At 71.1% G+C, this 26,259-nt stretch carries 18 protein-coding genes; 4 read left to right on the forward strand and 14 right to left on the reverse strand.

What is annotated here, in order from left to right:
- Window positions 1-27: 27 nt before the first annotated feature.
- The 4 genes from AB5T46_RS00440 (at window position 28) to AB5T46_RS00455 (ending at window position 8,394) form a co-directional block, all read left to right on the forward strand.
- Window positions 28-3,192, forward strand: coding sequence for an efflux RND transporter permease subunit (locus AB5T46_RS00440; protein WP_370561807.1), 3,165 nt, complete (start codon window positions 28-30; stop codon window positions 3,190-3,192).
- A 121-nt stretch (window positions 3,193-3,313) separates the two neighbouring features.
- Window positions 3,314-5,143, forward strand: coding sequence for an FAD-dependent oxidoreductase (locus AB5T46_RS00445; protein ID WP_370561809.1), 1,830 nt, complete (start codon window positions 3,314-3,316; stop codon window positions 5,141-5,143).
- A 61-nt stretch (window positions 5,144-5,204) separates the two neighbouring features.
- Window positions 5,205-7,127, forward strand: coding sequence for a 2-oxoacid:acceptor oxidoreductase subunit alpha (locus AB5T46_RS00450; RefSeq protein ID WP_370561811.1), 1,923 nt, complete (start codon window positions 5,205-5,207; stop codon window positions 7,125-7,127).
- Window positions 7,128-7,338: 211 nt separating this feature from the next.
- Window positions 7,339-8,394 carry a 2-oxoacid:ferredoxin oxidoreductase subunit beta gene (locus AB5T46_RS00455; RefSeq protein WP_370561812.1) on the forward strand — a complete coding sequence of 352 codons (1,056 nt, stop codon included), beginning with the start codon at window positions 7,339-7,341 and terminating at the stop codon, window positions 8,392-8,394.
- Between the two features lie 139 nt (window positions 8,395-8,533).
- On the opposite strand, the gene leuB is transcribed toward AB5T46_RS00455, so the two are convergent.
- From leuB to thrA, 14 genes are all read right to left on the reverse strand, one after another.
- Window positions 8,534-9,748: a 3-isopropylmalate dehydrogenase gene (gene leuB, locus AB5T46_RS00460; RefSeq protein ID WP_370561813.1), complete on the reverse strand. Its 1,215-nt coding sequence runs from the start codon at window positions 9,746-9,748 to the stop codon at window positions 8,534-8,536.
- Window positions 9,738-10,367: a 3-isopropylmalate dehydratase small subunit gene (gene leuD / locus AB5T46_RS00465; RefSeq protein WP_370561815.1), complete on the reverse strand. Its 630-nt coding sequence runs from the start codon at window positions 10,365-10,367 to the stop codon at window positions 9,738-9,740. The genes leuB and leuD overlap by 11 nt, the downstream gene beginning before the upstream one ends.
- Window positions 10,367-11,791, reverse strand: coding sequence for a 3-isopropylmalate dehydratase large subunit (leuC, locus tag AB5T46_RS00470; protein WP_370561816.1), 1,425 nt, complete (start codon window positions 11,789-11,791; stop codon window positions 10,367-10,369). Before leuC ends, leuD begins: the two co-directional genes overlap by 1 nt.
- Before the next feature lie 99 nt (window positions 11,792-11,890).
- Window positions 11,891-13,477, reverse strand: a complete 1,587-nt coding sequence (locus AB5T46_RS00475) for a 2-isopropylmalate synthase (protein ID WP_370561817.1) — start codon at window positions 13,475-13,477, stop codon at window positions 11,891-11,893.
- The gene (locus AB5T46_RS00480; protein ID WP_370561818.1) at window positions 13,474-14,619 is read right to left on the reverse strand and encodes a threonine dehydratase; all 1,146 of its coding nucleotides are present in this window, start codon (window positions 14,617-14,619) and stop codon (window positions 13,474-13,476) included. Before AB5T46_RS00480 ends, AB5T46_RS00475 begins: the two co-directional genes overlap by 4 nt.
- Before the next feature lie 125 nt (window positions 14,620-14,744).
- Window positions 14,745-15,665, reverse strand: a complete 921-nt coding sequence (locus tag AB5T46_RS00485; RefSeq protein WP_370561819.1) for an aminotransferase class IV — start codon at window positions 15,663-15,665, stop codon at window positions 14,745-14,747.
- Between the two features lie 76 nt (window positions 15,666-15,741).
- Window positions 15,742-15,978, reverse strand: coding sequence for an ACT domain-containing protein (locus AB5T46_RS00490; protein WP_149196438.1), 237 nt, complete (start codon window positions 15,976-15,978; stop codon window positions 15,742-15,744).
- Window positions 15,962-17,809, reverse strand: a complete 1,848-nt coding sequence (gene ilvG, locus AB5T46_RS00495) for an acetolactate synthase 2 catalytic subunit (RefSeq protein ID WP_370561821.1) — start codon at window positions 17,807-17,809, stop codon at window positions 15,962-15,964. Before ilvG ends, AB5T46_RS00490 begins: the two co-directional genes overlap by 17 nt.
- A complete protein-coding gene (ilvC, locus tag AB5T46_RS00500; RefSeq protein WP_370561822.1) occupies window positions 17,809-18,846 on the reverse strand; it encodes a ketol-acid reductoisomerase in 1,038 nt (345 codons plus the stop codon). The genes ilvG and ilvC overlap by 1 nt, the downstream gene beginning before the upstream one ends.
- A 31-nt stretch (window positions 18,847-18,877) precedes the next feature.
- Complete coding sequence (gene ilvD / locus AB5T46_RS00505) at window positions 18,878-20,632, reverse strand: dihydroxy-acid dehydratase (protein WP_370561823.1); 1,755 nt, start codon at window positions 20,630-20,632, stop codon at window positions 18,878-18,880.
- 160 nt (window positions 20,633-20,792) lie between these two features.
- Window positions 20,793-20,951: a hypothetical protein gene (locus AB5T46_RS00510; RefSeq protein WP_370561825.1), complete on the reverse strand. Its 159-nt coding sequence runs from the start codon at window positions 20,949-20,951 to the stop codon at window positions 20,793-20,795.
- Between the two features lie 121 nt (window positions 20,952-21,072).
- Window positions 21,073-22,371, reverse strand: a complete 1,299-nt coding sequence (thrC, locus tag AB5T46_RS00515) for a threonine synthase (RefSeq protein WP_370561826.1) — start codon at window positions 22,369-22,371, stop codon at window positions 21,073-21,075.
- Window positions 22,368-23,366, reverse strand: coding sequence for a homoserine kinase (locus tag AB5T46_RS00520; protein ID WP_370561828.1), 999 nt, complete (start codon window positions 23,364-23,366; stop codon window positions 22,368-22,370). Before AB5T46_RS00520 ends, thrC begins: the two co-directional genes overlap by 4 nt.
- Window positions 23,367-23,555: 189 nt before the next feature.
- On the reverse strand, window positions 23,556-26,096 hold the full coding sequence (thrA, locus tag AB5T46_RS00525; RefSeq protein WP_370561829.1) for a bifunctional aspartate kinase/homoserine dehydrogenase I: 2,541 nt from the start codon (window positions 26,094-26,096) through the stop codon (window positions 23,556-23,558).
- Window positions 26,097-26,259 lie beyond the last annotated feature (163 nt).

Consider the following 26,259-nt stretch of genomic DNA (forward strand, 5'->3'; position numbering starts at 1 on the left):
TCCGCACGGTACAGACGGGACCGCCCCATGACCCGCTTCAATCTTTCCGAGTGGGCCCTCGGCAACCGCGGCCTGGTGCTGTACGCGATGCTGGTGGCGGCGATGGTCGGCGCGTGGTCCTACACCCGCCTGGGCCAGTCCGAGGACCCGCCGTTCACCTTCAAGGTGATGGTGGTGCGCACGCTGTGGCCGGGCGCGACCGCGAACGAGGTGGCCAGGCAGGTCACCGAGCGCATCGAGAAGAAGCTGATGGAGACCGGCGACTACGAGTTCATCCGCTCGTACTCGCGGCCGGGAGAATCGCAGGTGATCTTCACCGCGCGCGACTCGATGCGCTCGAGCGAGATCCCGGAGCTCTGGTACCAGGTGCGCAAGAAGGTCGGCGACATCCGCGCCACCCTGCCCGAGGGCGTGGTCGGTCCGTTCTTCAACGACGAGTTCGGCGACACCTTCGGCAACATCTACGCGCTGACCGCGGACGGCTACGACTACGCGGTGATGAAAGACTACGCCGAGCGCCTGCAGCTGCAACTGCAACGACTGCCGGATGTCGGCAAGGTCGAGCTGGTCGGGCTGCAGGACGAGAAGATCTGGATCGAGGTCAGCAACACCCGGCTGGCGACCCTCGGCATCCCGCTGGCGACGGTGCAGCAGGCACTGGCCGAGCAGAACGCGGTGACGCCGGCAGGCTTCTTCGAAACCCGCTCCGACCGCGTGCGGCTGCGCGTCGACGGCGCCTTCGATTCGGTCGAGGCGATCCGTGCGTTCCCGATCCGCGCCGGCGACCGCACCATCCGCCTCGACGACATCGCCACCGTACGCCGCGGCTTCGCCGATCCGGCGGCGCCGCGGGTGCGCTTCATGGGCGAGAACGCGATCGGCATCGCGGTGTCGATGCACGACGGCGGCGACATCCTGCGGCTGGGCGAGACGCTGGAAACCGAGTTCGCACGGCTGCAGGAGACGCTGCCCGTGGGCATGCAGCTGCGCAAGGTGGCCGACCAGCCGAAGGCGGTGGAGGATTCGGTCGGCGAGTTCGTCAAGGTGCTGGCCGAGGCGGTGGCGATCGTGCTGCTGGTGAGCTTCTTCTCGCTCGGTTTCCGCACCGGGCTGGTGGTGGCGGTGTCGATCCCGCTGGTGCTGGCGATGACCTTCGCGGCGATGCATTACTTCGGCATCGGCCTGCACAAGATCTCGCTGGGCGCGCTGGTGCTGGCGCTGGGCCTGCTGGTCGACGACGCGATCATCGCGGTGGAGATGATGGCGATCAAGATGGAGCAGGGCTTCAGCCGGCTGAAGGCGGCCAGTTTCGCCTGGGACCACACCGCGTTCCCGATGCTCACCGGTACCCTGGTGACCGCCGCCGGCTTCCTGCCGATCGCCACCGCGGCCTCGAGCACCGGCGAGTACACGCGCTCGCTGTTCCAGGTGGTGACGATCGCGCTGGTGGTGTCGTGGATCGCGGCCGTGCTGTTCATTCCGTACCTGGGCGACAAGATGCTGCCGGACTTCGGCAAGCCGAAGCCACTCCGCCCCGGCTCGCCGGTCGCGCGCTGGCGCGCGTTCCGCGCGCGGCTCGCCGACCGCTGGCCAGCGTTCGCCTTCGTGCTCGAACCCAGGCCGGAGGACGCGCACGACCACGATCCGTACCAGCGTCCGTTCTACCGCCGCTTCCGGCGCTGGCTGGACTGGTCGCTGGCGCACCGCTGGCTGGTGATCGGCGCCACGGTGGGGTTGTTCGTCGGCTCGCTGCTGCTGTTCCGCTTCGTGCCGCAGCAGTTCTTTCCCGACTCGACCCGGCTGGAGCTGATGGTCGACCTGGAACTGGCCGAGGGCAGCTCGCTGCGCGCCACCGAGGCGCAGGCGCGCAAGCTCGAGAAGCTGCTGGCCGGGCACCAGGGCGTCGACAACTACGTCGCCTATGTCGGCTCCGGTTCGCCGCGCTTCTACCTGCCGCTCGACCAGCAGCTGCCGCAGGCGAACTTCTCCCAGTTCGTGGTGATGACCACGGACGTCGCCGCGCGCGAGCGGGTCCGCGCCTGGCTGACCGACGAGGTCGCGCCCGCATTCCCGGAGCTGCAGTTGCGCGTCACCCGGCTGGAGACCGGGCCGCCGGTGGGCTATCCGGTGCAGCTGCGCGTGTCGGGCGAACACGTCGAGCGCGTGCGCGAGATCGCGCGCGCCGTGGCCGACAAGGTCCGCGCCAACCCGCATGCGACCAACGTCAACCTGGACTGGGACGAACCCAGCAAGGTGGTGCGGCTGAAGATCGACCAGGACCGCGCCCGCGCCCTGGGGGTGAGCTCGCAGCACGTGGCGCAGTTCCTGTCGGGCTCGCTGTCCGGGCTGCGCGTGAGCGTGTACCGCGAGGGCAACGAACTGGTCGAGATGCTGCTGCGCGGTCCGGCCGACGAGCGCGCGCAGCTGGAGATGCTGGGCAGCCTGGCAGTGCCGACCGAAAGCGGGCAGTCGGTGCCGGTCTCGCAGATCGCGACCCTGGAATACGTGTTCGAGGACGGCATCGTCTGGCATCGCGACCGCCTGCCGACGGTGACCGTGCGCGCCGACATCCGCAACGGGCTGACCCCGCCGACGGTGGTCGCGCAGATCCTGCCGACGCTCGAGGAGATCCGCGCGGAACTGCCGCAGGGCTACCTGCTGGAAACCGGCGGCACGGTCGAGGACTCGGCGCGCGGCCAGAATTCGATCAAGGCCGGGATGCCGCTGTTCCTGTTCGTGGTGGTGTCGCTGCTGATGCTGCAGCTGCGCAGCTTCCCGCGCGTGGCGCTGGTGCTGCTGACCGCACCGCTGGGCCTGATCGGGGTGACCCTGTTCCTGCTGGCGTTCCGGGTGCCGTTCGGGTTCGTGGCGATGCTGGGCACGATCGCGCTGGCCGGCATGATCATGCGCAACGCGGTGATCCTGGTCGACCAGATCGAGCAGGACGTCGCCGCCGGCCTCGATCGCTGGCACGCGATCGTCGAGGCCACCGTGCGCCGCTTCCGCCCGATCGTGCTGACCGCGCTGGCGGCGATCCTGGCGATGATCCCGCTCTCGCGCAGCGTGTTCTTCGGGCCGATGGCGGTGGCGATCATGGGCGGCCTGACCGTGGCCACGGTGCTGACGCTGACCTTCCTGCCGGCGCTGTACGCGGCGTGGTTCCGGGTGAAGCGCGAGCAGGCGGAGGCGTAGAGGGCCCGCACACGCGCCATGCCGGGTTGCCCTGCAACATGACGCGCCCGGATGGCAGCGCTAGACTCGCCGCGCAAGCGACGGCCGACGCCATCGGCCCAGCCAGCGACAGGGTGCAGCGGTGAAACCGACCGACATTCGCGACCCGGACGTCTTCCACAAGGTGGTGGACTGCCAATGGGCCTGCCCGGCGCACACCCCGGTGCCCGAATACATCCGCCTGATCGCCGCCGGCCGCTACGCCGATGCGTACATGGTCAACTGGCACAGCAACGTCTTTCCGGGAATCCTCGGCCGCACCTGCGACCGCCCCTGCGAGCCGGCGTGCCGGCGCGGGCGGGTCGAGGAGAACAACGGTGCCAAGCCCGAACCGGTGGCGATCTGCCGGCTCAAGCGCGTCGCCGCCGACCACAAGGGCGACGTGCGTACGCGCATGCCGAAGCCGGCGGCGCGGCCGAACGGCCGGCGCGTCGCCTGCGTCGGCGCGGGGCCGGCATCGCTGACCCTGGCGCGTGACCTGGCGCCGCTCGGCTACGGGGTCACGATCTTCGACGCCGATGCCAAGGCCGGCGGCTTCATGCGCACCCAGGTGCCGCGCTTTCGCCTGCCGGAGTCCGTCATCGACGAGGAGACCGGTTACGTCCTCGACCTCGGCGTCGAGTTCGTCGGCGGGCGCCGCATCGACTCGATGCGCGAGCTGCTGGCCCACGGTTTCGACGCCGTGTTCGTCGGCAGCGGCGCGCCCCGCGGCCGCGACCTCGAGCTGCCCGGGCGCGTGGAGGCCGATGCGCAGATCCACGTCGGCCTGGACTGGCTGGCCAACGTCTATTTCGGCCACGTCACCAAGGTCGGCAGGCGGGTGCTGGTGCTCGGCGGTGGCAACACCGCGATGGACTGCTGCCGCAGCGCGCGCCGGCTCGGCGGCGAGGACGTCAAGGTGATCGTGCGCTCCGGCTTCGAGCAGATGAAGGCGAGTCCGTGGGAGAAAGAGGACGCGATGCACGAGGGCATCCCGATCCTCGACTGCCGGGTACCCAAGGCCTTCACCCACGCCAGCGGCAAGCTGACCGGCATGACCTTCGGGAAGGTGCGCGTGGAATACGGCGACGACGGCCGCCGCCGGCTGGTGCCGACCGGCGAGCCGGACGAGTTCCATCCCTGCGACGAGGTGCTGATCGCGGTCGGCCAGGAGAACGCCTTCCCCTGGATCGAGCGCGACCTCGGCGTCGAGTTCGACGAGTGGGGCATGCCGGTGGTGGACAAGACCACGTTCCAGTCGACGCTGCCGCACGTGCTGTTCGGCGGCGACGCGGCGTTCGGGCCGAAGAACATCATCTGGGCGGTCGCCCATGGCCACGCCGCCGCGATCACGGTCGATCGGCTGCTCGAGGGCGCGGACCCGCGCGTGCGCCCGGCTCCGGACGTGCAGCTGCTCTCGCAGAAGATGGGCATCCACGAGTGGAGCTACGACAACGCGGTCTCGCCCGACGAGCGCTACGCGGTGCCCTGGTCGGAGGCGGCCAGGAAGCTCGACAGCCTGTCCACCGAGGTCGAGCTCGGATTCGACATGGCCACGGCGTGGAAGGAGACGCAGCGCTGCCTCAACTGCGACGTGCAGACGGTGTTCGACCGCGACAAGTGCATCGAGTGCGACGCCTGCGTCGACATCTGCCCGACCGACTGCATCACCTTCATCGCCAACGGCGAAGAGGATGAGTTGCGCCCGCAGCTGACCGCGCCGGCGCTCAATGCCGAGCAGGACCTGTATGTCTCGGAGCCGCTGAAAACCGCACGGGTGATGGTCAAGGACGAGGACGTCTGCCTGCACTGCAGCCTGTGTGCGGAGCGCTGCCCGACCGGCGCCTGGGACATGCAGAAGTTCCTGCTGCAGGAGGTCTACGCCGGGCCCGCATGCCGCGACGCGAAGGCGAAGGCGAAGGAAGCCGCATGACTCGACCCCAAAAGGACCAGAACATCCCGCTCCCCCCTTTGAAAAAGGGGGAAAGAAGCGCATGACCCCGGCCTTCGCCCCGCTGCGGTCGGTCAACGATTTCGTCGTCAAGTTCGCCAACGTCAACGGCTCCGGTTCCGCCTCGGCCAACGAGCTGTTCGCCAAGGCGATCCTGCGCATGGGCGTTCCGGTCAGTCCGCGCAACATCTTTCCTTCGAACATCCAGGGCCTGCCGACCTGGTACGAGGTGCGGGTGTGCGAACGCGGCTGGCTCGGCCGCCGTGGTGGCACCGACCTGATGGTGGCGATGAACCCGCAGACCTGGGACGAGGACGTCGCCGGCATCGAACCCGGCGGCTACCTGTTCCACGACAGCAGCAAGCCGCTGCCGCGCGCGAAGTTCCGCGACGACATCACCGCCATCGGCGTGCCGCTGACGGAGATCTGCAACGCGACCTACGACGATCCGCGCCAGCGCCAGTTGTTCAAGAACATCATGTACGTGGGCGCGCTGAGCGCGCTGCTGGACATGGATGCGGCGACGATCGAGACGCTGATCGGCGAGCAGTACCGGAGCAAGCCGAAGCTGCTGCGGCCGAACGTCGAGGCGCTGCACCTGGGCCGCGACTGGGTGCGCGACCACCTGCCGCATCCGATCGGGCTGCAGGTGCGCAGGGCCGACGCCGTGGGCGACCGCATCTTCGTCGAGGGCAACGCCGCCGCGGCGCTCGGCTGCGTCTACGGCGGTGCCACCGTCTGCGCCTGGTATCCGATCACGCCCTCGTCGTCGCTGGCCGAAGCCTTCCAGGCGTACTGCCGGAAGTACCGCGTCGACGAACACGGCAACGCGCGTTACGCGGTGATCCAGGCCGAGGACGAGATCGCCTCGATCGGCATGGTGATCGGCGCCGGCTGGAACGGCGCCCGCGCCTTCACCGCCACCGCCGGGCCCGGGATCTCGCTGATGAACGAGTTCATCGGCCTGGCCTATTTCGCCGAGATCCCGGTCACGATCATCGACGTGCAGCGCGGCGGGCCGTCGACCGGGATGCCGACGCGCACCCAGCAGTCCGACGTGCTGGCCTGCGCCTACGCTTCGCACGGCGACACCAAGCATGTCCTGCTGTTCCCGGAGGACCCACACGAGTGCTTCGATTTCGCCGCGCGCGCGCTGGACCTGGCCGATCGCCTGCAGACCCCGGTGTTCGTCATGAGCGATCTCGACATCGGCATGAACCAGCGCCTGTGCGCGCCGCTGCACTGGGACGATGCGCGCCGTTACGACCGCGGCAAGGTGATGACCGCCGAAGCGCTGGAGGCCGGCACCGAGTTCGCCCGCTACCGCGACGTCGACGGCGACGGCATCCCGTACCGCACCTGGCCCGGTACGCATCCGGACAAGGGCGCGTATTTCACCCGCGGCACCTCGCGCGATCCGTCGGCGCGTTATTCCGAGCGCGGTGCCGACTACGTCTACAACATGCGGCGCCTGCTGCAGAAGTTCGAGACCGCGAAATCGCTGGTGCCGCAGCCGCTGGCCACGCCGGCCGCGCGCGGGCAGTCCGCGGTGCCCGCGCGTCACGGCGTCCTGTTCTACGGCTCGACCAGTCCGGCCATGGCCGAGGCGATCGAGCAGCTGCAGGCCGACGGCATGGCGCTCGACATGCTGCGGATCCGCGCGTTCCCGTTTCCCGACGCGGTGCGCGATTTCATCCTCGCGCACGAGACGGTGTTCGTGGTCGAGCAGAACCGTGATGGCCAGCTGCGGACGCTGCTGGTCAACGAATTCGACCTGGATCCGGCGCGGCTGCTGCCGGTGCTGCACTACGACGGGACGCCGATCACCGCACGCTTCATCGCCGGGGCGATCGCGGCGCACGTGCGGCCGGAGGCGCAAAAGGAAAAGGTGGCCGAGCGCTTCCTTCTCCCGCCCGAAGAAGAGCCTGCCCCCGCGCAGGCGGGAGCGGCACGCGGTGCCGGGTGAGGGTACGGCGAGGCGACAGGCGTCCGCATCATCGCGGCTTCGCCGTCCCCTCACCCCAACCCCCGCTCCGCGCCCCGGCCCGCGCCGGCGGCGCGGGCGCTCCACCGCACGCGCGCCAGTGGCGCGCAAGCCGTGCGGTTTCGCCCCGGAGGGAGAGGGGCTCGAAGCGTTCCTCTCCCAGGGGAGAGGGGCTTAACAGCAGGAGTTCCCGATGACCTACATCGCCAAGCCGAAGCTCCATCACCCCACGCTCGCCTGCAACGCGATCGGCTTCACCCGGCGCGACTACGAGGGCAAGATCAGCACGCTGTGCGCCGGCTGCGGGCACGACTCGATCTCGGCGGCGATCATCCAGGCTTGCTGGGAGCTCGACATCCGGCCGCACCGGGTCGCCAAGCTGTCCGGGATCGGCTGCAGCTCGAAGACGCCCGACTACTTCCTCGGCCAGTCGCACGGCTTCAATACCGTGCACGGGCGCATGCCCTCGGTGCTCACCGGCGCCGGCCTGGCCAACCGCGACCTGATCTACCTCGGCGTGTCCGGCGACGGCGACTCGGCTTCGATCGGCATCGGCCAGTTCGTGCATGCGATCCGGCGCGCGGTGAACATGACCTACATCGTCGAGAACAACGGCGTCTACGGCCTGACCAAGGGGCAGTTCTCTGCCACCGCCGACCAGGGCTCCGTCTCCAAGCGCGGCATGGCCAACAGCGACAGCGCGCTGGACATGGTGACGATGGCACTGCAGCTGGGTGCAACTTACGTCGCCCGCGGCTTCTCCGGCGACAAGAAGCAGCTGGTGCCGCTGATCAAGGGCGCACTGTCGCACCGCGGCCCCGCCTTCCTCGACATCGTCAGCCCCTGTGTCGCCTTCAACAATCACGACGGCAGCACCAAGAGCTACGACTATGTGCGCGAGCACAACGACGCGGTGAACCGGCTCGACGTGATGCCGCCGCGGACGGAGATCGTGGCCGACTACGCCGCCGGCGAGAGCATCGATGTTCCCCAGCACGACGGTTCGGTGCTGCGGCTGCACAAGGTCGAAGGCGGCTATGATCCGCGCGACCGCATCGCGGCGATGAACCTGATCCAGCAGCGCCACGCGCGCGGCGAGATCGTCACCGGGCTGCTGTACGTCGATCCCGATGCCGTGGACCTGCATGCGCACCTGGGCACGGTCGAGGTTCCGCTCAACAGCCTCGAGGCGGACACGCTTTCACCGGGTGCGGAGGCGCTGGCCGGGATCAACGCTGCGCTGCGCTGATTGCGGGCGCTTCCGGATGCTCCACGCCGTCTGCTCCGTAGAGCGGAGCTTGCTCCGCTGATGCGGGCTCCGGAGCCGAGCGTAGCCGAGCAAGCTCGGCTCTACGCTCGTGGAGATCTCTCGTTCCGAAGCGGAGCGTTCAGTCGCGCAGTTCCGGCACCCGACTGATGGCGGTGATGCGCTCGATCACCGCGTCGGCAACCTCGCCGGTGCCGGCGGCACGGCCGTTCGGTGCCAGGTCGGCGCTGAAGACGCCCGCCTCCAGGGTCGCGGCGACCGCCTGCTCGACGCAGGCGGCCTCCGCTTCCAGCCCGAGCGAGTGCCGCAGCAGCAGCGCGCCGCTGAGGATCGCGCCGACCGGGTTGGCGATGCCGCGGCCGGCGATGTCGGGCGCCGAGCCGTGGATCGGCTCGTAGAGGCCCATGGTGGTTTGTCGGCGGCCATCCCTGGCGTCGCTCTCCCGGCTTGCGGATACCCCGGCCCGGCCATCCATGGCCGGGCGCTCAGCGGCGCACGCACTGTCGATAGGACAGTGCGTAGGCGCGCCGCTTCGCCCGTCGCCGAGAGAGGCGGACGGCAGCAGCCCCATCGATCCGGCCAGCATCGAGGCCTCGTCGGTGAGGATGTCGCCGAACATGTTCTCGGTGACGATCACGTCGTAGGCGCGCGGCTTCGACAGCAGGTGCATCGCCATCGAGTCGACCAGCTGATGCTCCAGGGTCACGTCGGGAAACTCGTCGCGGGCGATGCGCGCGGCCACTTCGCGCCATAGCCGCGAGGTCTCCAGCACGTTGGCCTTGTCGACCGAGGTGACATGGCCGCGGCGCAGGCGCGCGAGCACGCAGGCGCGACGGACGACGCGCTCGATCTCGGCCACGCTGTAGCTGCACAGATCGCTGGCACCGTCGGCGCTGCGTGTCTTTTCCCCGAAGTAGATGCCGCCGGTCAGTTCGCGCACCACCACCAGGTCGACGCCGGAGAGCAGGTGCGCCTTGATCGGCGCCGCGCCGAGGGTGGCCGGATGCGGCCGCACCGGGCGCAGGTTGGCGTACAGGCCCAGGCCCTTGCGCAACGCCAGCAGCCCCTGTTCCGGACGCACCCTGGCGTTCGGGTCCGACCATTGCGGTCCGCCGACCGCGCCCAGCAGCACCGCGTCGGCGCGGCGGCAGGCCGCGAGCGTCGATGGCGGCAGCGGGTCGCCGTGGCGGTCGATGGCGATGCCGCCGATGTCGTGCGGGGCGAAGTCGAACGCATGGCGGAAGCGGTGGGCGACCGCCTGCAGCACGGCGACGGCGGCGGCGGTGACCTCGGGGCCGATGCCGTCGCCGGGCAGGACGGCGATGTCAGCGCGCATGGAAGCGTTCCTCGTACAGGGTGATGTCGGACTGGCGCGCGAGCAGGTAGCCGAGCTCGTCCACGCCCTCGAGCAGGCAGGTGCGCGAGAACGCGTCGAGCGGGAACCGGTACACGTTGTTGCCGGGCGTGCGCAGCTCGCGGGTGGCGACGTCGATCTCGAGCTCGTCGTCCGGGCGCCGCATCAGCGCCTGCACCACGGTCTCCGGCAACACGATCGGCAGCAGGCCGTTCTTGAGCGCGTTGCTGCGGAAGATGTCGGCGATCTCGCTGCTGACGATCGCGCGCAGGCCCAGGTCGCGCAGGGCCCACGGCGCGTGCTCGCGCGAGGAGCCGCAGCCGAAGTTGCGTCCGGCGACGAGGATCGAGCGCCCGGTGTTCTCCGGCCGGTTGAAGGCGAAGTCCGGGTCCGGCGCGCCGTCGGCGCGCCAGCGCCAGTCGTTGAACGCGTGCCGGCCGAGCCCCTCGCGCTCGGTGGTCGACAGGAACCGCGCGGGGATGATCTGGTCGGTATCGATGTTGGTCTGCGCCAGCACCACGCTGCGCGAGCGCACGCGCAGGGTGCGGCGGTCGTCGACTTGCGGCCGGGGCTGCGTAGCGGGGGATTCAAGAACGTTCATTACGCTACCTCGCGTTGCGGTTGTCTTGCGAAGAACTCGCGTGGATCGGCGACGTGGCCGTGCACCGCGGCCCAGGCGGCGGTCAGCGGCGAGGCCAGCAGCGTGCGCGAGCCCGGACCCTGGCGGCCTTCGAAGTTGCGGTTGCTGGTGCTGACCGCCAACTGCCCGGGTGCGACCAGGTCGCCGTTCATGGCGATGCACATCGAGCAGCCCGGCTCGCGCCATTCCGCGCCGGCCGCGCGCACGATCGCGGGGATGCCCTCGGCCTCGGCCTCGCGCTTGACCTGCTCGGAGCCGGGCACCACCAGCATGCGCACGTGCGCGGCGATCCGGCGCCCGGCGAGCACCTGCGCCACCTCGCGCAGGTCGCGCAGGCGGCCGTTGGTGCAGGAACCGACGAACACCACGTCGACCGGCGTGCCCTGCAGCGGCCGGCCGGGGGCGAGTTGCATGTAGTCCAGGCCTTTTTGCGCCGCCGCGTCGGCGGCCTCCGGGATCGCGCGATCGACCGCGATCGCGGTACCGGGATGCGTGCCCCAGGTCAGCGTGGGGCGGATGTCGCGCGCGTCGATCGTCACCTCGGCGTCGAAGCGCGCGCCGGGTTCGGTGCGCAGCTCGCGCCAGCGCGCCTTGGCGGCCTCGAACGCCGGACCCTTCGGCGCGCGCGGGGCCTTCTCCAGCCACGCGAACGTGGTCTCGTCCGGCGCCACCATGCCGGCGCGGGCGCCGGCCTCGATCGACATGTTGCACAGGGTCATGCGTTCTTCCATGTCCATCGCGCGGATGGTCGAGCCGCGGTACTCGATCACGTGGCCGGTGCCGCCGTTGACGCCGATGGTGCCGATCACGTGCAGGGTCACGTCCTTGGCGCCGACGCCCGGCGCCAGCTCGCCCTCGACGTTGACCGCCATCGTCTTCGGCCGGCGCTGCAGCAGGCACTGGGTGGCCAGCACGTGGCCGACCTCGCTGGTGCCGATGCCGAACGCCAGCGCGCCGAACGCGCCGTGGGTGGAGGTATGGCTGTCGCCGCAGACGATGGTCATGCCGGGCTGGGTGAAGCCCATCTCCGGCGCGAACACGTGGACGATGCCGCGCTGGTCGGAGCCGAAGTCGAACAGCTCGATGCCGGCCTCGGCGCAGTTGCGCGCCAGCATCTCCACCTGGCTCTCGGAGGCCGGCGTGTAGTAGGGCAGGCGGCCGTCGGCGCCGCGCGGCAGGGTCGGCGTGGAGTGGTCCATCGTCGCCTTGGTGCGGTCCGGCCGGCGCGGCGACAGCCCGCGCCCGCGCAGCTCGGCGAACGCCTGCGGCGAGGTCACCTCGTGGATCAGGTGCAGGTCGACGTACAGCACCGCGGGCGCCGCATCGGTGTCCGGGACCACGACGTGCGCTTCCCATAGTTTGTCGAACAGTGTTCTGGCGGTCATGGTGGAAATCGGGTCCAGAGGGTGTGGGGACGAGGAACGAGAAACGAGAAACGAGAAACGAGGAACGAGGAACGAGGAACGAGTAGGAACGAGTAGGAGCTAATGGGAGAGTGCCGCGAGCTTTTCTCTCGTTTCTCGTTCCTCGTTTCTCTTTCCTCGCGCCCGCAGGGCGCGGTTGGCGATGTCCAGCCACGCCAGCGCGCTGGCCTCGATCACGTCGCGGCTGGTGCCGGTGCCCTCGTAGGCGGTGTCGCCGCAGCGCACGCTGAGGTTGGCCTCGCCGCGGGCATCGGCGCCGATGCCGACGCTGTGCACCTGGTAGCTTTCCAGCGTCAGCTCGACGTCGGTCGCGGCCGAGAGCGCGGCGAACAGCGCGTCGACCGGGCCGTCGCCGAGCGCGCTCTCGGCGACGCGCCGGCCGTCCGGATCCGACAGTTCCACCTGCGCGCTGGCGCGCTGGCCGCGATCGCTCACGGTCATCGACGCCAGCCGGAAGCCCTCGCCGTTCACGTCGCCGTGCATCAGCGCTTCCAGGTCGCGGTCCTCGACCACGCGCTGGCGCTCGCACAGCGCCTTGAAGCCGGCGAACGCCTGCTCCAGCTGCGCGTCCTCCAGCGCATAGCCCAACGCCCGCAGCCGGTGCGAGAACGCGGCGCGGCCGCTGTGCCGGCCCAGCACCATCTTAGAATCGGGCCAGCCCACGTCCTCCGGATGCATGATCTCGTAGGTGCCGCGATGGCGCAGCATGCCGTGCTGGTGGATGCCGGACTCGTGCGCGAAGGCATTGGCGCCGACCACCGCCTTGTTGCGCTGCACGGGCATGCCGACCAGGCGCGACAGCAGCTGCGAGGTCGGCACCAGCCGCCGCGTATCGATGCCGGTGTCGGCGCCGTACCAGGCGCCGCGCACCTTCAGCGCCATCACCAGCTCCTCCATCGCGCAGTTGCCGGCGCGCTCGCCGATGCCGTTGACGGTGCACTCGACCTGGCGCGCGCCGCCCTCGATCGCCGCCAGCGAATTGGCCACCGCCAGGCCGAGATCGTCATGGCAGTGCGCGCTGAAGACCACCCCGCGGGCGCCCGGTACGGTCTCGATCAGGAACGCGAACAGCGCCCGCATCTCGTCCGGCGTCGTATAGCCGAGGGTGTCGGGCACGTTGATGGTGGTGGCGCCGGCGGCGATCGCCGCGCCGATCACCTCGGCCAGGAACTCGCGTTCGGTGCGGGTGCCGTCCTCGGTCGAGAACTCCACGTCGTCGACGTGGCGGCGCGCCTGCGCAACGCACGCCGCGGTCGCCTCCAGCACCTGCGCCTTCGACATCCGCAGCTTGTGCTCGCGGTGCAGCGGGCTGGTCGAGATGAACACGTGCAGCCGCGGATTGGCGGCGATCTCCAGCGCCCGCGCCGAGGCCTCGATGTCGGCCGGCAGGCAGCGCGAGAGCACCGCCAGCGTCGGCGCGCGCAACTCGCGCGCGATCAGTCGCGCGGCCTCGCGGTCGGACTCGGAACTGGCCGGGAAGCCGGTCTCGATCACGTCCACGCCGAGTTCGGCGAGCGCGCGCGCCATCACCACCTTCTGCTGCGGGGTCATGCTGCAGCCGGGCGACTGCTCGCCGTCGCGCAGCGTGGTGTCGAAGATGCGGATCGGCGTCGGCGCGACGACGCCCGCGGGCGTGGGATCGTTCATGCGGGGATTTCCTCTTCGGAACGGATGGCGGTGCACGGCGCGGCCGGCGCGCGCATCGGTGACGGATCGCCCGCGCGCGGCGTGGCGACCAGGATTCGGGGCAGGGTGGGGGCGGGCTCGGCCACGGCGACGGTTTCGCGGCGGCGGCGCGGGCGTCGCGGCGTGCGCGGGCGCACCTCGGACAACAACCGCGCCAGGACCGACGCGTCGAGATTGCCGCCGGAGACCACCGCGCACTTGCGCCGTCCGGCGACGCGGCGGCCGGCGGCCAGCGCCAGCGCGCCGGCGCCCTCGGCGATCACGTGCTCTTCCAGCGCCAGCCGCACCACGGTTTCGCGCAGCTCCGCCTCGCGCACGATCACGATGTCGTCGAGCAGTTCGCCCAGCAGCGACCGCGTCAGCCGTCCCGGCTCCTTCACGCGGACGCCGTCGGCAAGCGTGGTCGCAGGTTCGCAGGCGATGTCCTCGCCGCGCAACGCGCGTGCCATCGCGTCGACGCCCTCGACCTGGGCGCCGACGATGCGGACGTGGCCGGACGCGCGGCCGGATCGGGCCAGGCGCCGGGACTGCAACGCCAGCGCGACGCCGGAGGCGAGTCCGCCGCCGCCGATCGGCACCAGCACCACGTCCGGCTGCATCGCCGCCGCGATCTCCAGCCCCACCGTGCCCTGGCCGGCGATCACGTCGGGATCGTCGAAGGCCGACAGCAGGCGATAGCCGTTCTGCGCCGCCAGTTCGATCGCGAACGCCTTGGCCTGGTCGTAGCCGTCGCCGTGCAGGCGCACGGTGGCGCCCCAATGGGCGACCCCGGCGATCTTGGTCTGCGGCGCGCACTTCGGCATCACCGTGATTGCCCGCATGCCGAGCCGCCAGGCTGCCCACGCCAGTCCCTGCGCGTGGTTGCCGGCCGAGGCCGCGATCACCGGACGGTCGTCGCCGCGCTCGCGCGCGGCCAGCAGCGCGTTGAGCGCGCCGCGCACCTTGTACGAGCCGGTGCGCTGCAGGTTCTCCAGCTTCAACCAGCAGCCGAAGCGTTCGGCGTAGTGCAGCGGCGTCACTTCCAGGTAGCGGCGCAGGCGCGCCTGCGCGGCCAGCACGTCGGCAGCGGTGACTTGGGTGGCGGTGGCAACGGCAGGATCCATGAGGTCAGGGCTAGAAACGAGTGAAGAGGAACGAGAAACGAGTAAGAGCAAGTGCAAGGGCACTCGGCCCTGCCTTGGCTTTTGATTTCACTCGTTTCTCGTTCCTCTCCACTCGTTCCTCGCTCCTAGATTTCGGTCAACCAATGGCGGTATGCAGGCTCCTGGCCCCGGATCACGCGCGCATACAGCGTCGCCAGCTCGCGGCTGACCGGGTTGTCGCCGTAGCCGCGGTCCTCGATCCGGGCGATCGGCGCGACCTCGGCGGCGGTGCCGCAGGCGAAGACCTCGTCGGCGTCCAGCAGCTCGTCCAGGGTCACCGCGCGCGTTTCGGCGCCGGTCAGCGCGATCAGCGTGTCGCGGGTGATGCCCGGCAGCGCATCGCGATGCTCGACCGCGGTCACGCGCCCGGACTTGACCAGGAACACGTTGGCGCCGGTGCATTCGACGACGAAGCCGTCGTGGTCGACGAACAGGGCCTCGTCGTAGCCGCGCGCCTTGCCTTCGCGCTTGGCGAGGATCGAATTGACGTAGGCGCCGCACAATTTGAGCGGCGGCAGCGAATCGGCCGGATTGCGCCGCCACGAGGACACGCCGACCGTCGCGCGCGCGCCGGACAGATGCACGCGCGTGGCGGTGGTCGACACCATCACGTGTTGCGGATGGCCCTCGACGTCCAGGCCGAAGCCGCCGGCGCCGAACCACGCCAGCGGGCGGATGTACGCATCGCGATGGCCGTTGGCGCGCAGCGTCGCGAGCACCGCCTCGGTGACCTCGTCCACGTCGAACGCCATGCCCAGCAGTTCCGCACCGCGGCGCATGCGCTCCATGTGCTCGGGCAGCCGGAACACCGCGGCGCCCTCGGCGGTGGCGTAGGCGCGGATGCCTTCGAACACGCCGCTGCCGTAGTGCATGGCGTGGGTGGTCAGGTCGGCCTGCAGCGTGTCGACGTCGGCCAGGACGCCGTCGAACCACAGCTTCGGCGTCGGCGCGGCCTCGAAGCCCGGCGCCTCGGAGATCGGGGTGACGTTGCTGGCGTTCACGGACACGGCGACACCTCCGCATCCCCGTAGGAGCGCGCCATGCGCGCGATGCCCGCGAACCCGCTGCGCCCACGTGCCAGGATCAAGGACATGGCGACACCTCCACGGACAGGCAGTCGTACAGCTTCGCCAGCTGCGCACGCAGCGAATCGTCGGAACGCTCGCCCTCCACGGTCATCCGCAGGTACCAGCGGTCGCCGTCGGGCTGCGCCTCGCCGTCGACCGAGAGCGGCTGGAAGCCGCGGCGTTCGGCGGCGCCGAGTACGCGCGTCAGCGCGCCCTCGGCTCGTCGCAGGGTCAGATCAAGCTGGTATCGCATGGGAGGGATCCTCGGGCGTGGGGTGGGGAGCGGCGGGCGTGGTGGTCGGCAGCGACGACACCTCGTCGGCGTCGAGCATCTGCGCGTTGTTGTGGTTCGGCGGCACCAGCGGCCAGACGTTGGCGGCCTGGTCGATGGCCACGTGCAGCAGCGCCGGTCCGGGCGCGGCCAGCAGCGCGGCCAATGCCTCGTCGACGCCGTCGGCGCGGTCGAGCGAGATCGCCTCGATCCCGAACGCGCGCGCGACCAACGCGAAATCCGGGTTGTCGGACAGGTCGATCTCGGAGTAGCGGCGCTCGAAGAACAGTTCCTGCCACTGCCGCACCATGCCCAGTGCCTGGTTGTCGAGCAGCACGATCTTCACCGGCAGCCGGTAGCGCGCCACGGTCGCCAGCTCCTGCACGTTCATCAGGAACGAGCCGTCGCCGCTGACGCAGATCACCTGCGCCTGCGGATCCTGCAGTTGCGCGCCGATCGCCGCCGGCAGGCCGAAGCCCATCGCGCCCAGCGCGCCGCTGGTCAGGTGCCGGCGCGGATGCGCGAAGCGGCAGTGCTGCGCGACCCACATCTGGTGCTGGCCGACGTCGCAGCTGACGATCGCATCCGGCGCCAGTTCCGACAGCCGCTTCAGCAGCGCGGGCGCATAGACGCCGTCGCCGGGCGCGTCGTAGCGCGCGGCGAAGCGATGCCGGCGATCGTTGCACAGCTCGAGCCAGGCCTTGCGTGCGGCCACATGGCGGCCGTTTCGCGCCTGCGCCGCGCAGGGCGGCGCCAGCCTGGCCAGGGCAGTGTCGAGATCGCCCTGCACGGCGACGTCGGCGGCGCGCAGCTTGCCGATCTCGCAGCCGTCGGCGTCCAGGTGCACGACCCGCGCATCCGGCGCGAACTCGGCCAGCTTGCCGGTGGCGCGATCGTCGAAGCGGGCGCCGACCACGAGCAGCAGGTCGCATTCCTGCACCGCATGGTTGGCCGCGCGCGAGCCGTGCATGCCGAGCATGCCCAGATTGCATGGATGCGTGGCCGGCAGCGCGCCCAGTGCCTTCAGCGTCAGCACGGTCGGGATGCGGGTGCGGTCGACGAAATCGCGGAAGGTCTCGACTGCGCCGGCCAGGGCGATGCCGCCGCCGCCGTAGATCACCGGGCGCTGCGCTTGCGCGAGCAGCGCCGCGGCGGCATGCAGCGAGGCATCGGCGGGACCGGCGACCGGCTCCACCGGCCGCGGCGCATGCGCCGGCAGGTGCGAGGCGTCGCCGGCCTGCACGTCCTTGGGCAGGTCGATCAGCACCGGGCCGGGCCGGCCGCAACGGGCGATGCGGAACGCCTCGGCCAGCATCTCCGGCAGCTGGTCGACGCTGCGCGGCAGGAAGCTGTGCTTGACGATCGGCAGGGTCATGCCGAACACGTCCAGCTCCTGGAAGGCGTCGGTGCCCATCAGCGGCGTCGCCACCTGTCCGGTGATGATCACCATCGGCACCGAGTCCAGCATCGCGTCGGCGATGCCGGTGACCAGGTTCGACGCGCCCGGCCCCGAGGTGGCGACGCAGACGCCGACCCGGCCGCTGGCGCGCGCGTAACCGTTGGCCGCGAACGCGGCGCCCTGCTCGTGGCGGACCAGCACGTGCTTGAGGGCAGCGCCGTGCAGCGCGTCGTAGAACGGCATGATCGCCCCGCCCGGATAGCCGAACAGGGTGTCCACGCCCTCCGCCGCCAGCGCCTGCACCAGCCAGCGGGCGCCGTTGACCGGCGTCGGAGCCGGAGCCGGAGCCGGTGCAGGCGCCGGCGTGGCCGCGGCCGCATCGCCGTTGTCCGCCGCCGCTGCACGGGTGTTCATCACGCGGCCTCGGTCTGCGCAGTGGAGGCCGGCGCCGCGGCGGGCTTGGCGGCCTGGCCGGATGCTTGCTCCGGCGCCTGCTGCAACCACTTCATCGCGCCGCGCAGCTTCGCGCCGACGGCCTCGATGGGATGGTCGAGATCGGCCTGCTTCAGCGCCTTGTAGTTGCCGTTGCCGGCGGCGTATTCGGCGATCCATTGCCGCGCGAAGGTGCCGTCCTGGATTTCCGCCAGGATCTTCTTCATCTGCGCGCGGGCGTGGTCGTCGATCACGTACGGACCGCGGGTCAGGTCGCCGTATTGCGCGGTCTCGCTGATGAACTCGTGCATGCGGGTGATGCCGCCCTCGTACAGCAGGTCGACGATCAGCTTCAGCTCGTGCAGGCACTCGTAATAGGCGACTTCCGGCTGGTAGCCGGCCTCGACCAGGGTCTCCCAGCCGGCCTGCACCAGCTTGGTGGCGCCGCCGCACAGCACCGCCTGCTCGCCGAACAGGTCGGTCTCGGTCTCCTCCTTGAAGGTGGTGCGGATCGCGTTCTGGCGCGCGCCGCCGATGCCGGCGCAGTAGGTCAGCGCCAGCGCTTCGGCCTGCCCGCTGGTGTCCTGGTGCACGGCGTACACCGCCGGCACGCCGCGGCCGATCTCGTACTCGCGCCGCACCAGCGCGCCGGGGCCCTTCGGCGCCACCAGCACCACGTCGAGGTCGGCGCGCGGCGCGATCTGCGCGTAGTGCACGTTGAAGCCGTGCGCGAACAGCAGGCAGGCGCCCTCGCGCATGCTCGGTGCGATCACCTCGCTGTAGAGCTGCGGTTGCACCATGTCCGGGGTCAGCACGGCGACGATGTCGGCGCCGGCCGCGGCCTCGGCCGGGGTCTTCACCGCGAAACCGTCGGCGGCGGCCTTGATCGAGGTCGGGCCGCCGGGGCGCAGGCCGACGCGGACGTCGAAGCCGGAGTCGCGCAGGTTGAGCGCGTGCGCGCGGCCCTGGCTGCCGTAGCCGAGGATGGCGATGGTGGGTTTGTTCGTGTCGCTTGTCATGGCTAGATCCGTTGCGGAGTGGAGGGGAAGGTCAGTCGTCGGTGAGGGTTGCGGGGATCGCCGAGCGGGAGAGGAGGCGTCGGTTGTCGGCGGGAGTCGCTTGCCGGGGCGGCGCCGGTGCGTGGGTGGTGTTGGCTTCGGGAGGTTCGGTGGTTACGGCCCCCTGCGAGGCGGAGCCGACCAGGCGCGCGTACTTGGCCAGCGCGCCGGTGGTCACCCGCGGGGCAATGCGTGCGGGCTCGCGTTCCGCCAGGTCGGCATCGGTGGAGAACGTGCGCGAATCCACGTCGATGGTGACGATGTCGCCTTCGCGCAGCCGCGCCAGCGGCCCGCCACGGGCCGCCTCGGGGGCGACGTGCCCGACCATGAAGCCGCGGGTGGCGCCGGAGAAGCGGCCGTCGGTGACCAAGGCGACGTCGTCGCCCAGGCCCTGGCCGACCAGCGCCGCGGTCACCGCCAGCATCTCGCGCATGCCGGGGCCGCCCACCGGTCCTTCGAAGCGGATCACCACCACGTCGCCGGCATCGATGCGGCGCGCCTGCACCGCCGCGAAGCAGGCTTCCTCGGAATCGAACACGCGCGCCGGGCCGCTGTGGCGGCTGCGCCCCTTGGCGGCCAGCTTGAGGATGCAGCCTTCGGGCGCGAGGTTGCCGTACAGGATCGCGTAGCCGCCCTGCGGCTTGAGCGGATCGCCGATGGAACGCACCACGTCCTGCGGCTGCGCCGGTACCGGGATCGCGTCCAGCTCGGCGAAGAAGCTGCGGCCGGTGACGGTGGCGATGTCGTCGATCAGCCCCGCGGCGCGCAGCTCGCGCGCCACCAGCGCCGTGCCGCCCATCGCATACAACTCCGCCGCGGTGTAGCGGCCGCCCGGCTTCAGGTCGGCGATCACCGGCGTCGCCGCGGCGGCGTGGAAGTCCTCGAGGTCGAATGGCACCCCGGCCTCGTGCGCGATCGCCAGCAGGTGCAGCGCGGCGTTGGTAGAGCCGGCGGTGGCCGACACCGCGCGCGCAGCGTTTTGCAGCGCAGCCGGAGAGAGAACCTCGCGCGGTGTCGGGCCGCCGGAAAGCAGGCGGTGCATGACCAGCTCGCCGCAGCGCCGGGCGGCGGCGGGCTTGTCCGGATGCACGGCGGGAATGTCGTTCAGTCCCAACGGCGACAGTCCCAGGAAACTGAGCGCCATCGACATCGTGTTGGCGGTGAACTGGCCGCCGCAGGCACCGGCGCCCGGGCAGGCGGCCTTCTCGATCTCTTCCAGGCCGGCATCGTCCAGCTGGCCGGCGGCGTGCCGGCCGACCGCCTCGAACACCTCCTGCACCGTGATCGATTTGCCGCGGCACTTGCCGGGCATGATGGTGCCGCCGTAGAGGATCACCGTCGGGATATCCAGGCGCGCGGCCGCCATCGCCGCGGCGGGAATGGTCTTGTCGCAGCCGCACAGCAGCACCAGCGCGTCCAGGCAATGGCCGCTGACCGCCAGTTCGATGGAGTCGGCGATCACCTCGCGCGAGGCCAGCGAGGCGCGCATGCCGCTGCTGCCCATGGCGATGCCGTCGGTGACGGCGATGGTGTTGAACTCGACCGGGGTGCCGCCGGCCGCGCGCACGCCTTCGCAGGCATGCGCGGCCAGGTCGCGCAGGCCCAGGTTGCAGGGCGAGACGCTGGACCAGGTGTGGACCACCGCGACCAGCGGCTTGGCGATGGCGTCGCTGTCCAGTCCGGTCGCGCGCAGCATTGCGCGTGCCGGTGCGTGTTCGGGTCCCTGCTTGATGGCATTGCTTCGCACTGCGTGGCTTCCGTTGGTGCGAATCCTTCGCGGGGAAGTCTGCGCTTTCCGTGCGCGGACGTTGGTTTTCGGAGGACACCGGAGCGACAGAAACGAAAAACCCCGCGCCCTGGTCGGGCGCGGGGTCTGGTTTCTTTCGACCTGGGTTTGTGCTGTCTAGCTACGCAAACCCGATTCCCGCGCCGGTGGGCAAGGTAATAAGGAGGACGACGACGAGAAGGCGCGCGATCGGCGCAAGCGCGACCGGGACGCCCGGCAGGGCGGCCTGGATGGTCAGCGGATGGCTGTTGCGATGCATCATGGGGACCGAGATAAACATGGAGGTTTTGCCGGTGTCAACAGTTTCATTTAGAACCTTTTGCCATGAAGGGCGTCGTCGCCGTCGCTCGCCGCTGGTGCCGCGGAGTGCGATTGCGACCTTGCCCCGGTGGCGCAGGCCGTCATCGATCGCCGGCCTGCAGCCGGTGGCGGAGTGCGGCGTAATCGTTCGCGAGCGTATGCGCCGATGCCGGGCGCCGCAGGCACTCGGCGAGTGCCGGGGGCGGAATGACGGCATGGCCGACCAACGGCTCGACGATGGTCTCGAACTTGGCCGGGTGCGCGGTGGCGACGACCGCCCAGGGGCGCGTGTCGCCCTGCGCGCGCAAACGATCGAGCAGGTGCAGCCCGGTGGCGGTGTGCGGGCAGGGCACGACGCCGTGGCGGACGGGGGCGCTGCGGATGGTGTCGCGGATGGTGGCGTCGTCCACGGCGTCGGCGCGGATCGCCGCGCGCAGGGCGTCGTCGTCGCCGCCGTGCCAGTGCCGCAGCCGCTCGAAATTGCTGGGCGCGCCCACGTCCATGGCATTGGCCAGGGTGGTGCGGGTGGCCCGCGGCGCATATTCGCCGCCGGAGAAATAGCGCGGCAGGATGTCGTTGGCATTGGTGACCAGCCGGATTTCCCCGATCGGCAGGCCCATGCGCCGGGCCAGCAGCGCGGCACAGGCGTTGCCGAGATTGCCGGTCGGCACGATGAGGTTGAGCGCTGCGCCGTGCTCCGCGCGGAACCGCAATGCCGCGTGCGCGTAGTACGCCGCCTGCGGCAGCAGGCGGCCGAGACTGATGCTGTTGGCCGAGGTGAGCGCACGCTCGCGGCGCAGGGCTTCGTCGGCCAGCGCCTGTTTGGACAGCCGCTGGCAGTCGTCGAAGCTGCCGGCGACGCGGAACGCGCGCACGTTGTCGCCCCAGCATTCCAGCCCGTGCGCCTGTCGCGGCGAAACCCGGCCGTCGGGGTAGAGGATGACCACCTCGAAACCGGGGCGGCGATGGAACGCGGCGGCGACGGCGGCGCCGGTGTCGCCGGAGGTGGCCACCAGGACCGTCGTCGCCGGCGCGTCCGGCTCCCGCAGCGCGGCCAGCGCCTCGGCGAGGAAGCGCGCGGCGTAGTCCTTGAACGCCGCGGTGGGGCCGTGGAACAGCTCCAGCAGATGGTCGCCTTCGCCTGCGAGCGGACGCAGCGGCGCGTCGAAGGAAAACGCCTGCGTGCAGATGCCGGCGAGGCGGTCGCGCAGCGACGATTCCGTGAAGTACGGTGCCAGCACCGCGCATGCGGTGTCGGCGAGTGCCGCACCGGGCCGCGCGTCGGCGAGCGCGGGGATCCGTTCCGGCACGTACAGGCCGCCGTCCGGTGCGAGGCCGGCGACGAGTGCGCTGTCGATGGCGGTCGGCGGGGTGTTGTCGCGGGTGCTGACGAAGTTCATGGATGCAGGAGAGGGGGTTTGTCACGGGCGGTGTCGATGATGTCTGCACGCGGGCCGGCGACCGGAGAGACGTGGACGCGCGCGTCGAAGCCGGCATCGGTGAAGCCGGCGCGCATCGCCGGCGCCGCGGCCTGCGCCTGCGCCTGCGAGGCGAACCAGGCGAACACGCTCGGCCCGCCGCCGGAGATGCTGGCGCCGAGCGCGTCGTGATCGAGCGCCGCGGCCTTCACACCGGCGAAGCCGGGAATCAGCGGCGCCCGCCGCGGTTCCACCAGCACGTCGCGCAGGCCTTCGGCGATCAGTGCCGCGTCTCCGCGCTGCAGTCCGGTCAGGAACAGCGCCAGGTGCGCCTGCTGTTCGATGATGACGTGCAGCGGATACGGTTCGGCCAGCGCCGCGCGCGAACGGCGCGTCTCCAGCACCTGGTCCGGATGCACCACCACGCAGTGCAGCCACCCGGGCGTCGCCAGCGCGATCATGCGCGCGGCCGTGGCCATGACCACGCCGCCGAGCAGCATCGGCGCGACGTTGTCGCCGTGGCGGCTGCCGCTGGAGACCGCCTCGCCGTCGAGCGCGAACGGGTACAGCGCCGCGCGCGGCAGCGGTGCCTCGAGCAGCGCGTTCGCGGCCACCAGCGCGGCCACGCACGAGGCCGCCGAACCGCCGAGCCCGGAGCCGAGCGGGATGCCCTTGTCGAGCTCCAGCGCGAAGCCGTGCGCGAGGCCGAGCGTGTCGCGCAGCGCGATCAGGGCGCGGCCGGCGGTGTTTTCCTCCGCGGCCAGCGGCAGGCTGCCGGCGCCGGCGGCGTCGCCGCCGATCGCGTCGATCCGCACCACGGGCGCGTCGATCCGGCGCACGCGGGCGACGTCGCGCGGCCCGTCGATGGCATGGCCGAGCAGGTCGAAGCCGACGCCGATGTTGCCGACGCTGGCCGGAGCGAACGCGGTCGCCTGTGAGGGTGGACTCATGGTGTGGGCCCCGATGGATGAGAGCATTCTCGCCACGAATTGACGCGGATGAACGCGGATAAGGCAAATCGAAGGCATGCACTCCCTTTCCCCTCGCAAGCGGGGGAGAGGGCGTTTTCCCTTGCAGGCGTATTGCTTCGGCTTGCTGTATCCGCGTTCATCGGCGCCGATCCGTGGCAAAAGCGCTATCCCCGGTAGCCATCGAATCGCCCCCGGTCACGACCGCGCCCCGAGCGATTGCGCGATCGCCAGCACGTCGCCGAACACGCCGGCCGCGGTGACCTCGGGTCCGGCGCCCGGGCCCTGCACCACCAGCGGGTTGTCGGCGTAGCGGGCGCTGCGGAACTGCACCAGGTTGTCGGTGAGCCGCGTGTGGCAGCAGGCATGGTCGGCCGCCAGCGCGACCACGCCGACGCTGGCGCGACCGTCCTCGCCGAGGCGGGCGAGGTGGCGAAGCCGGCATCCGTCCGCGTGCGCGGCATCCAGGCGCGCCTGCATCGGCGCATCGAGCTCTTCCAGCCGCGCCAGGAATTCGTCCAGGCTCGCCTGCCGCAGCGATTCCGGCACCAGGCTCTCCACCTCCACGTCGTCGAGCGACAGTTCACGCCCGGCCTCGCGCGCCAGGATCACCAGCTTGCGCGCCACGTCCAGGCCGGACAGGTCGTCGCGCGGATCCGGTTCGGTATAGCCGAGTCCGCGGGCCTCGCGCACCAGCGCCGAGAACGGGCGGCTGCTGCATCCATAACTGTTGAACAGCCAGGCCAGGGTGCCCGACAGCATGCCGTCGATGCCGTGCAGCACGTCGCCGGTGTCGAGCAGGTTGCGCAGGGTCAGGATTACCGGCAGGCCGGCGCCGACGGTGGCCTCGTAAAGAAAGCGCCCGCCGCCCGCGCGCCGGGCGGCGGCGATCGCCGCGTAGCGCGCCCAGTCGCCGCTGCCGGCATGCTTGTTCGGCGTGACCACGTGGATGCCGGCCGCCAGCCACTCGGGATATTTCGCAGCCACCGCGTCGCTGGCGCTGCAGTCGACGATCATCGCGTGCGGCAGGTGCTCGGCGCGCACGTGCGCGGCGAAGGCGTCGAGGTCGAGGGTCTGGGCGCTGTCGGCGCCGAGCCGGTCGAGCGCCTCGGCCGGTGCGATCGCGGCGTGGTCGAGCGTCATCCCGCGGCTGTTGCCGATGGCGCGCAGGCGCAGGTCGACGCCGGAGCGTTCGCGCAGTCCCGGCGCCACTTCGGCCAGCTGCCGCAGCAGCGTGCGGCCGACGTTGCCCGGCCCGATCAGGCCGATCGAGACCGTCTGCGGCGACAGCCAGAACGCCGCGTGCGCGGCGCGCAGCGCGCGGGTGGCGTCGGCGCGCGCGATCGCGACCGACAGGTTGCGCTCGCTGGCGCCCTGCGCGATCGCGCGCACGTTCACCCGCGCCTGCGCCAGCCCGCCGAACAGCCGTGCCGCCACGCCGTGGTGGCCGACCATGCCGTCGCCGACCGCGGCCAGCACGCAGATGTCGCCGGTGACCTGCACGCCCTGCGCCTGGCCATCCGCGATCGCGTCGGCGAAGGCGGCGCGGATCGCGTCGCGGCCGCGTTCGGCCTGCCCGGCGCGCACCACGCAGCAGATCGAGTGCTCGGAAGAGCCCTGCGAGATCATCGTCACCGACACGCCGGCCCCATGCAGCGCCGCGAACAGGCGTTCGGCGATGCCCGGTACCCCGACCAGGCCGTTGCCGGTCAATTCCAGCACCGCCAGGTCGTCGACCAGGCTCAGGCCCTTGACCGGCCCGCCGCCGAACGCGGTGGGCGTGGCGTCGCCGTCGGCGCAGATCAGGGTGCCGGGCGCCTGCGGCCGCAGCGTATTGCGGATGCGCACCGGGATGCCGCGCGCCTGCACCGGCGCCAGCGTCTGCGGGTGCAGCACCCGCGCGCCGAAATAGGCCAGCTCGCAGGCCTCGGCATAGGAGATCGCCGGCAGGCAGACCGCGTCCGGCACCAGTCGCGGATCGGCCGAGAGCACGCCGTCGACGTCGGTCCAGATGGTGAGCGCATCGGCATCGAACAGGTCGGCGAAGATCGATGCCGAATAGTCGCTGCCGTTGCGGCCCAGCGTGGTCGCCTCGCCATGCGCATCGCGGGCGATGAAACCGGTGACGACGACGTCGCGTCCGCGATTGCGCGCACGCCAGGCGTGCAGGCGCGCGCGGCTTTGCTCGCGGTCCACGCCGGCGCCCATCTCGCCCGGATGCACCACCAGCACCTCGCGCGCGTCCAGCCGTTCCCAGCCCGCTGCCGTGCCGCCGAGCGCCGCCTGCAGCAGCAGCGATGACCACAGCTCGCCGTAGCCCTGGATGCGTGTGGCGGCGCGCTCGAGCCGTTCGCCGTCGGCGGGCAATGCGGCGAGCTCGTTGCGCAGGGCATCGAAACCGTCCAGCAATGCCTCGTGCAATCCGGGTCGGACCGGCGTCTCCGCCGCGGCGAGTGCTTCCGCCTGCCCCGCGCGCGCGTTGTGCAGGGACGCGAATGTCCGCTGCGCGGGCTGCAGCGCATCGGCCACCGCCAGGTGCCGGCTGCGCAGTGCGGCCCAGGCCGGCATCCAGTCGCTGCCGCGGTGGGCGTCGGCGATCAGTGCCAGCAGCGCATCGGTGGTGCCCTGCATGGCCGAGGCCACCACCACGCGGTGCGCGGCAGCGTCGTCGTCGAGCAGCGCGCAGGCGCTGCGGAAGCGGCCGACATCGGCCAGGCTGCTGCCGCCGAACTTGTGCACGTGGGAAAGGGCCGGCGTTTCCGGAGCCCGTGAAGCTCCGCCAGGGACGGCATGGGGTCTTTCGTTCGAAGGTTGCGCGGACGACATCGGGGGAGGCTCCGGTTCGGGCCCCGCGCCGGTCGGGTGTGGCCGCCTGGCCGCACCCGGATCGGGTGCGGAGCGG

This window comes from Luteimonas salinilitoris, from assembly GCF_041300785.1.
Lineage (GTDB): Bacteria > Pseudomonadota > Gammaproteobacteria > Xanthomonadales > Xanthomonadaceae > Luteimonas > Luteimonas salinilitoris.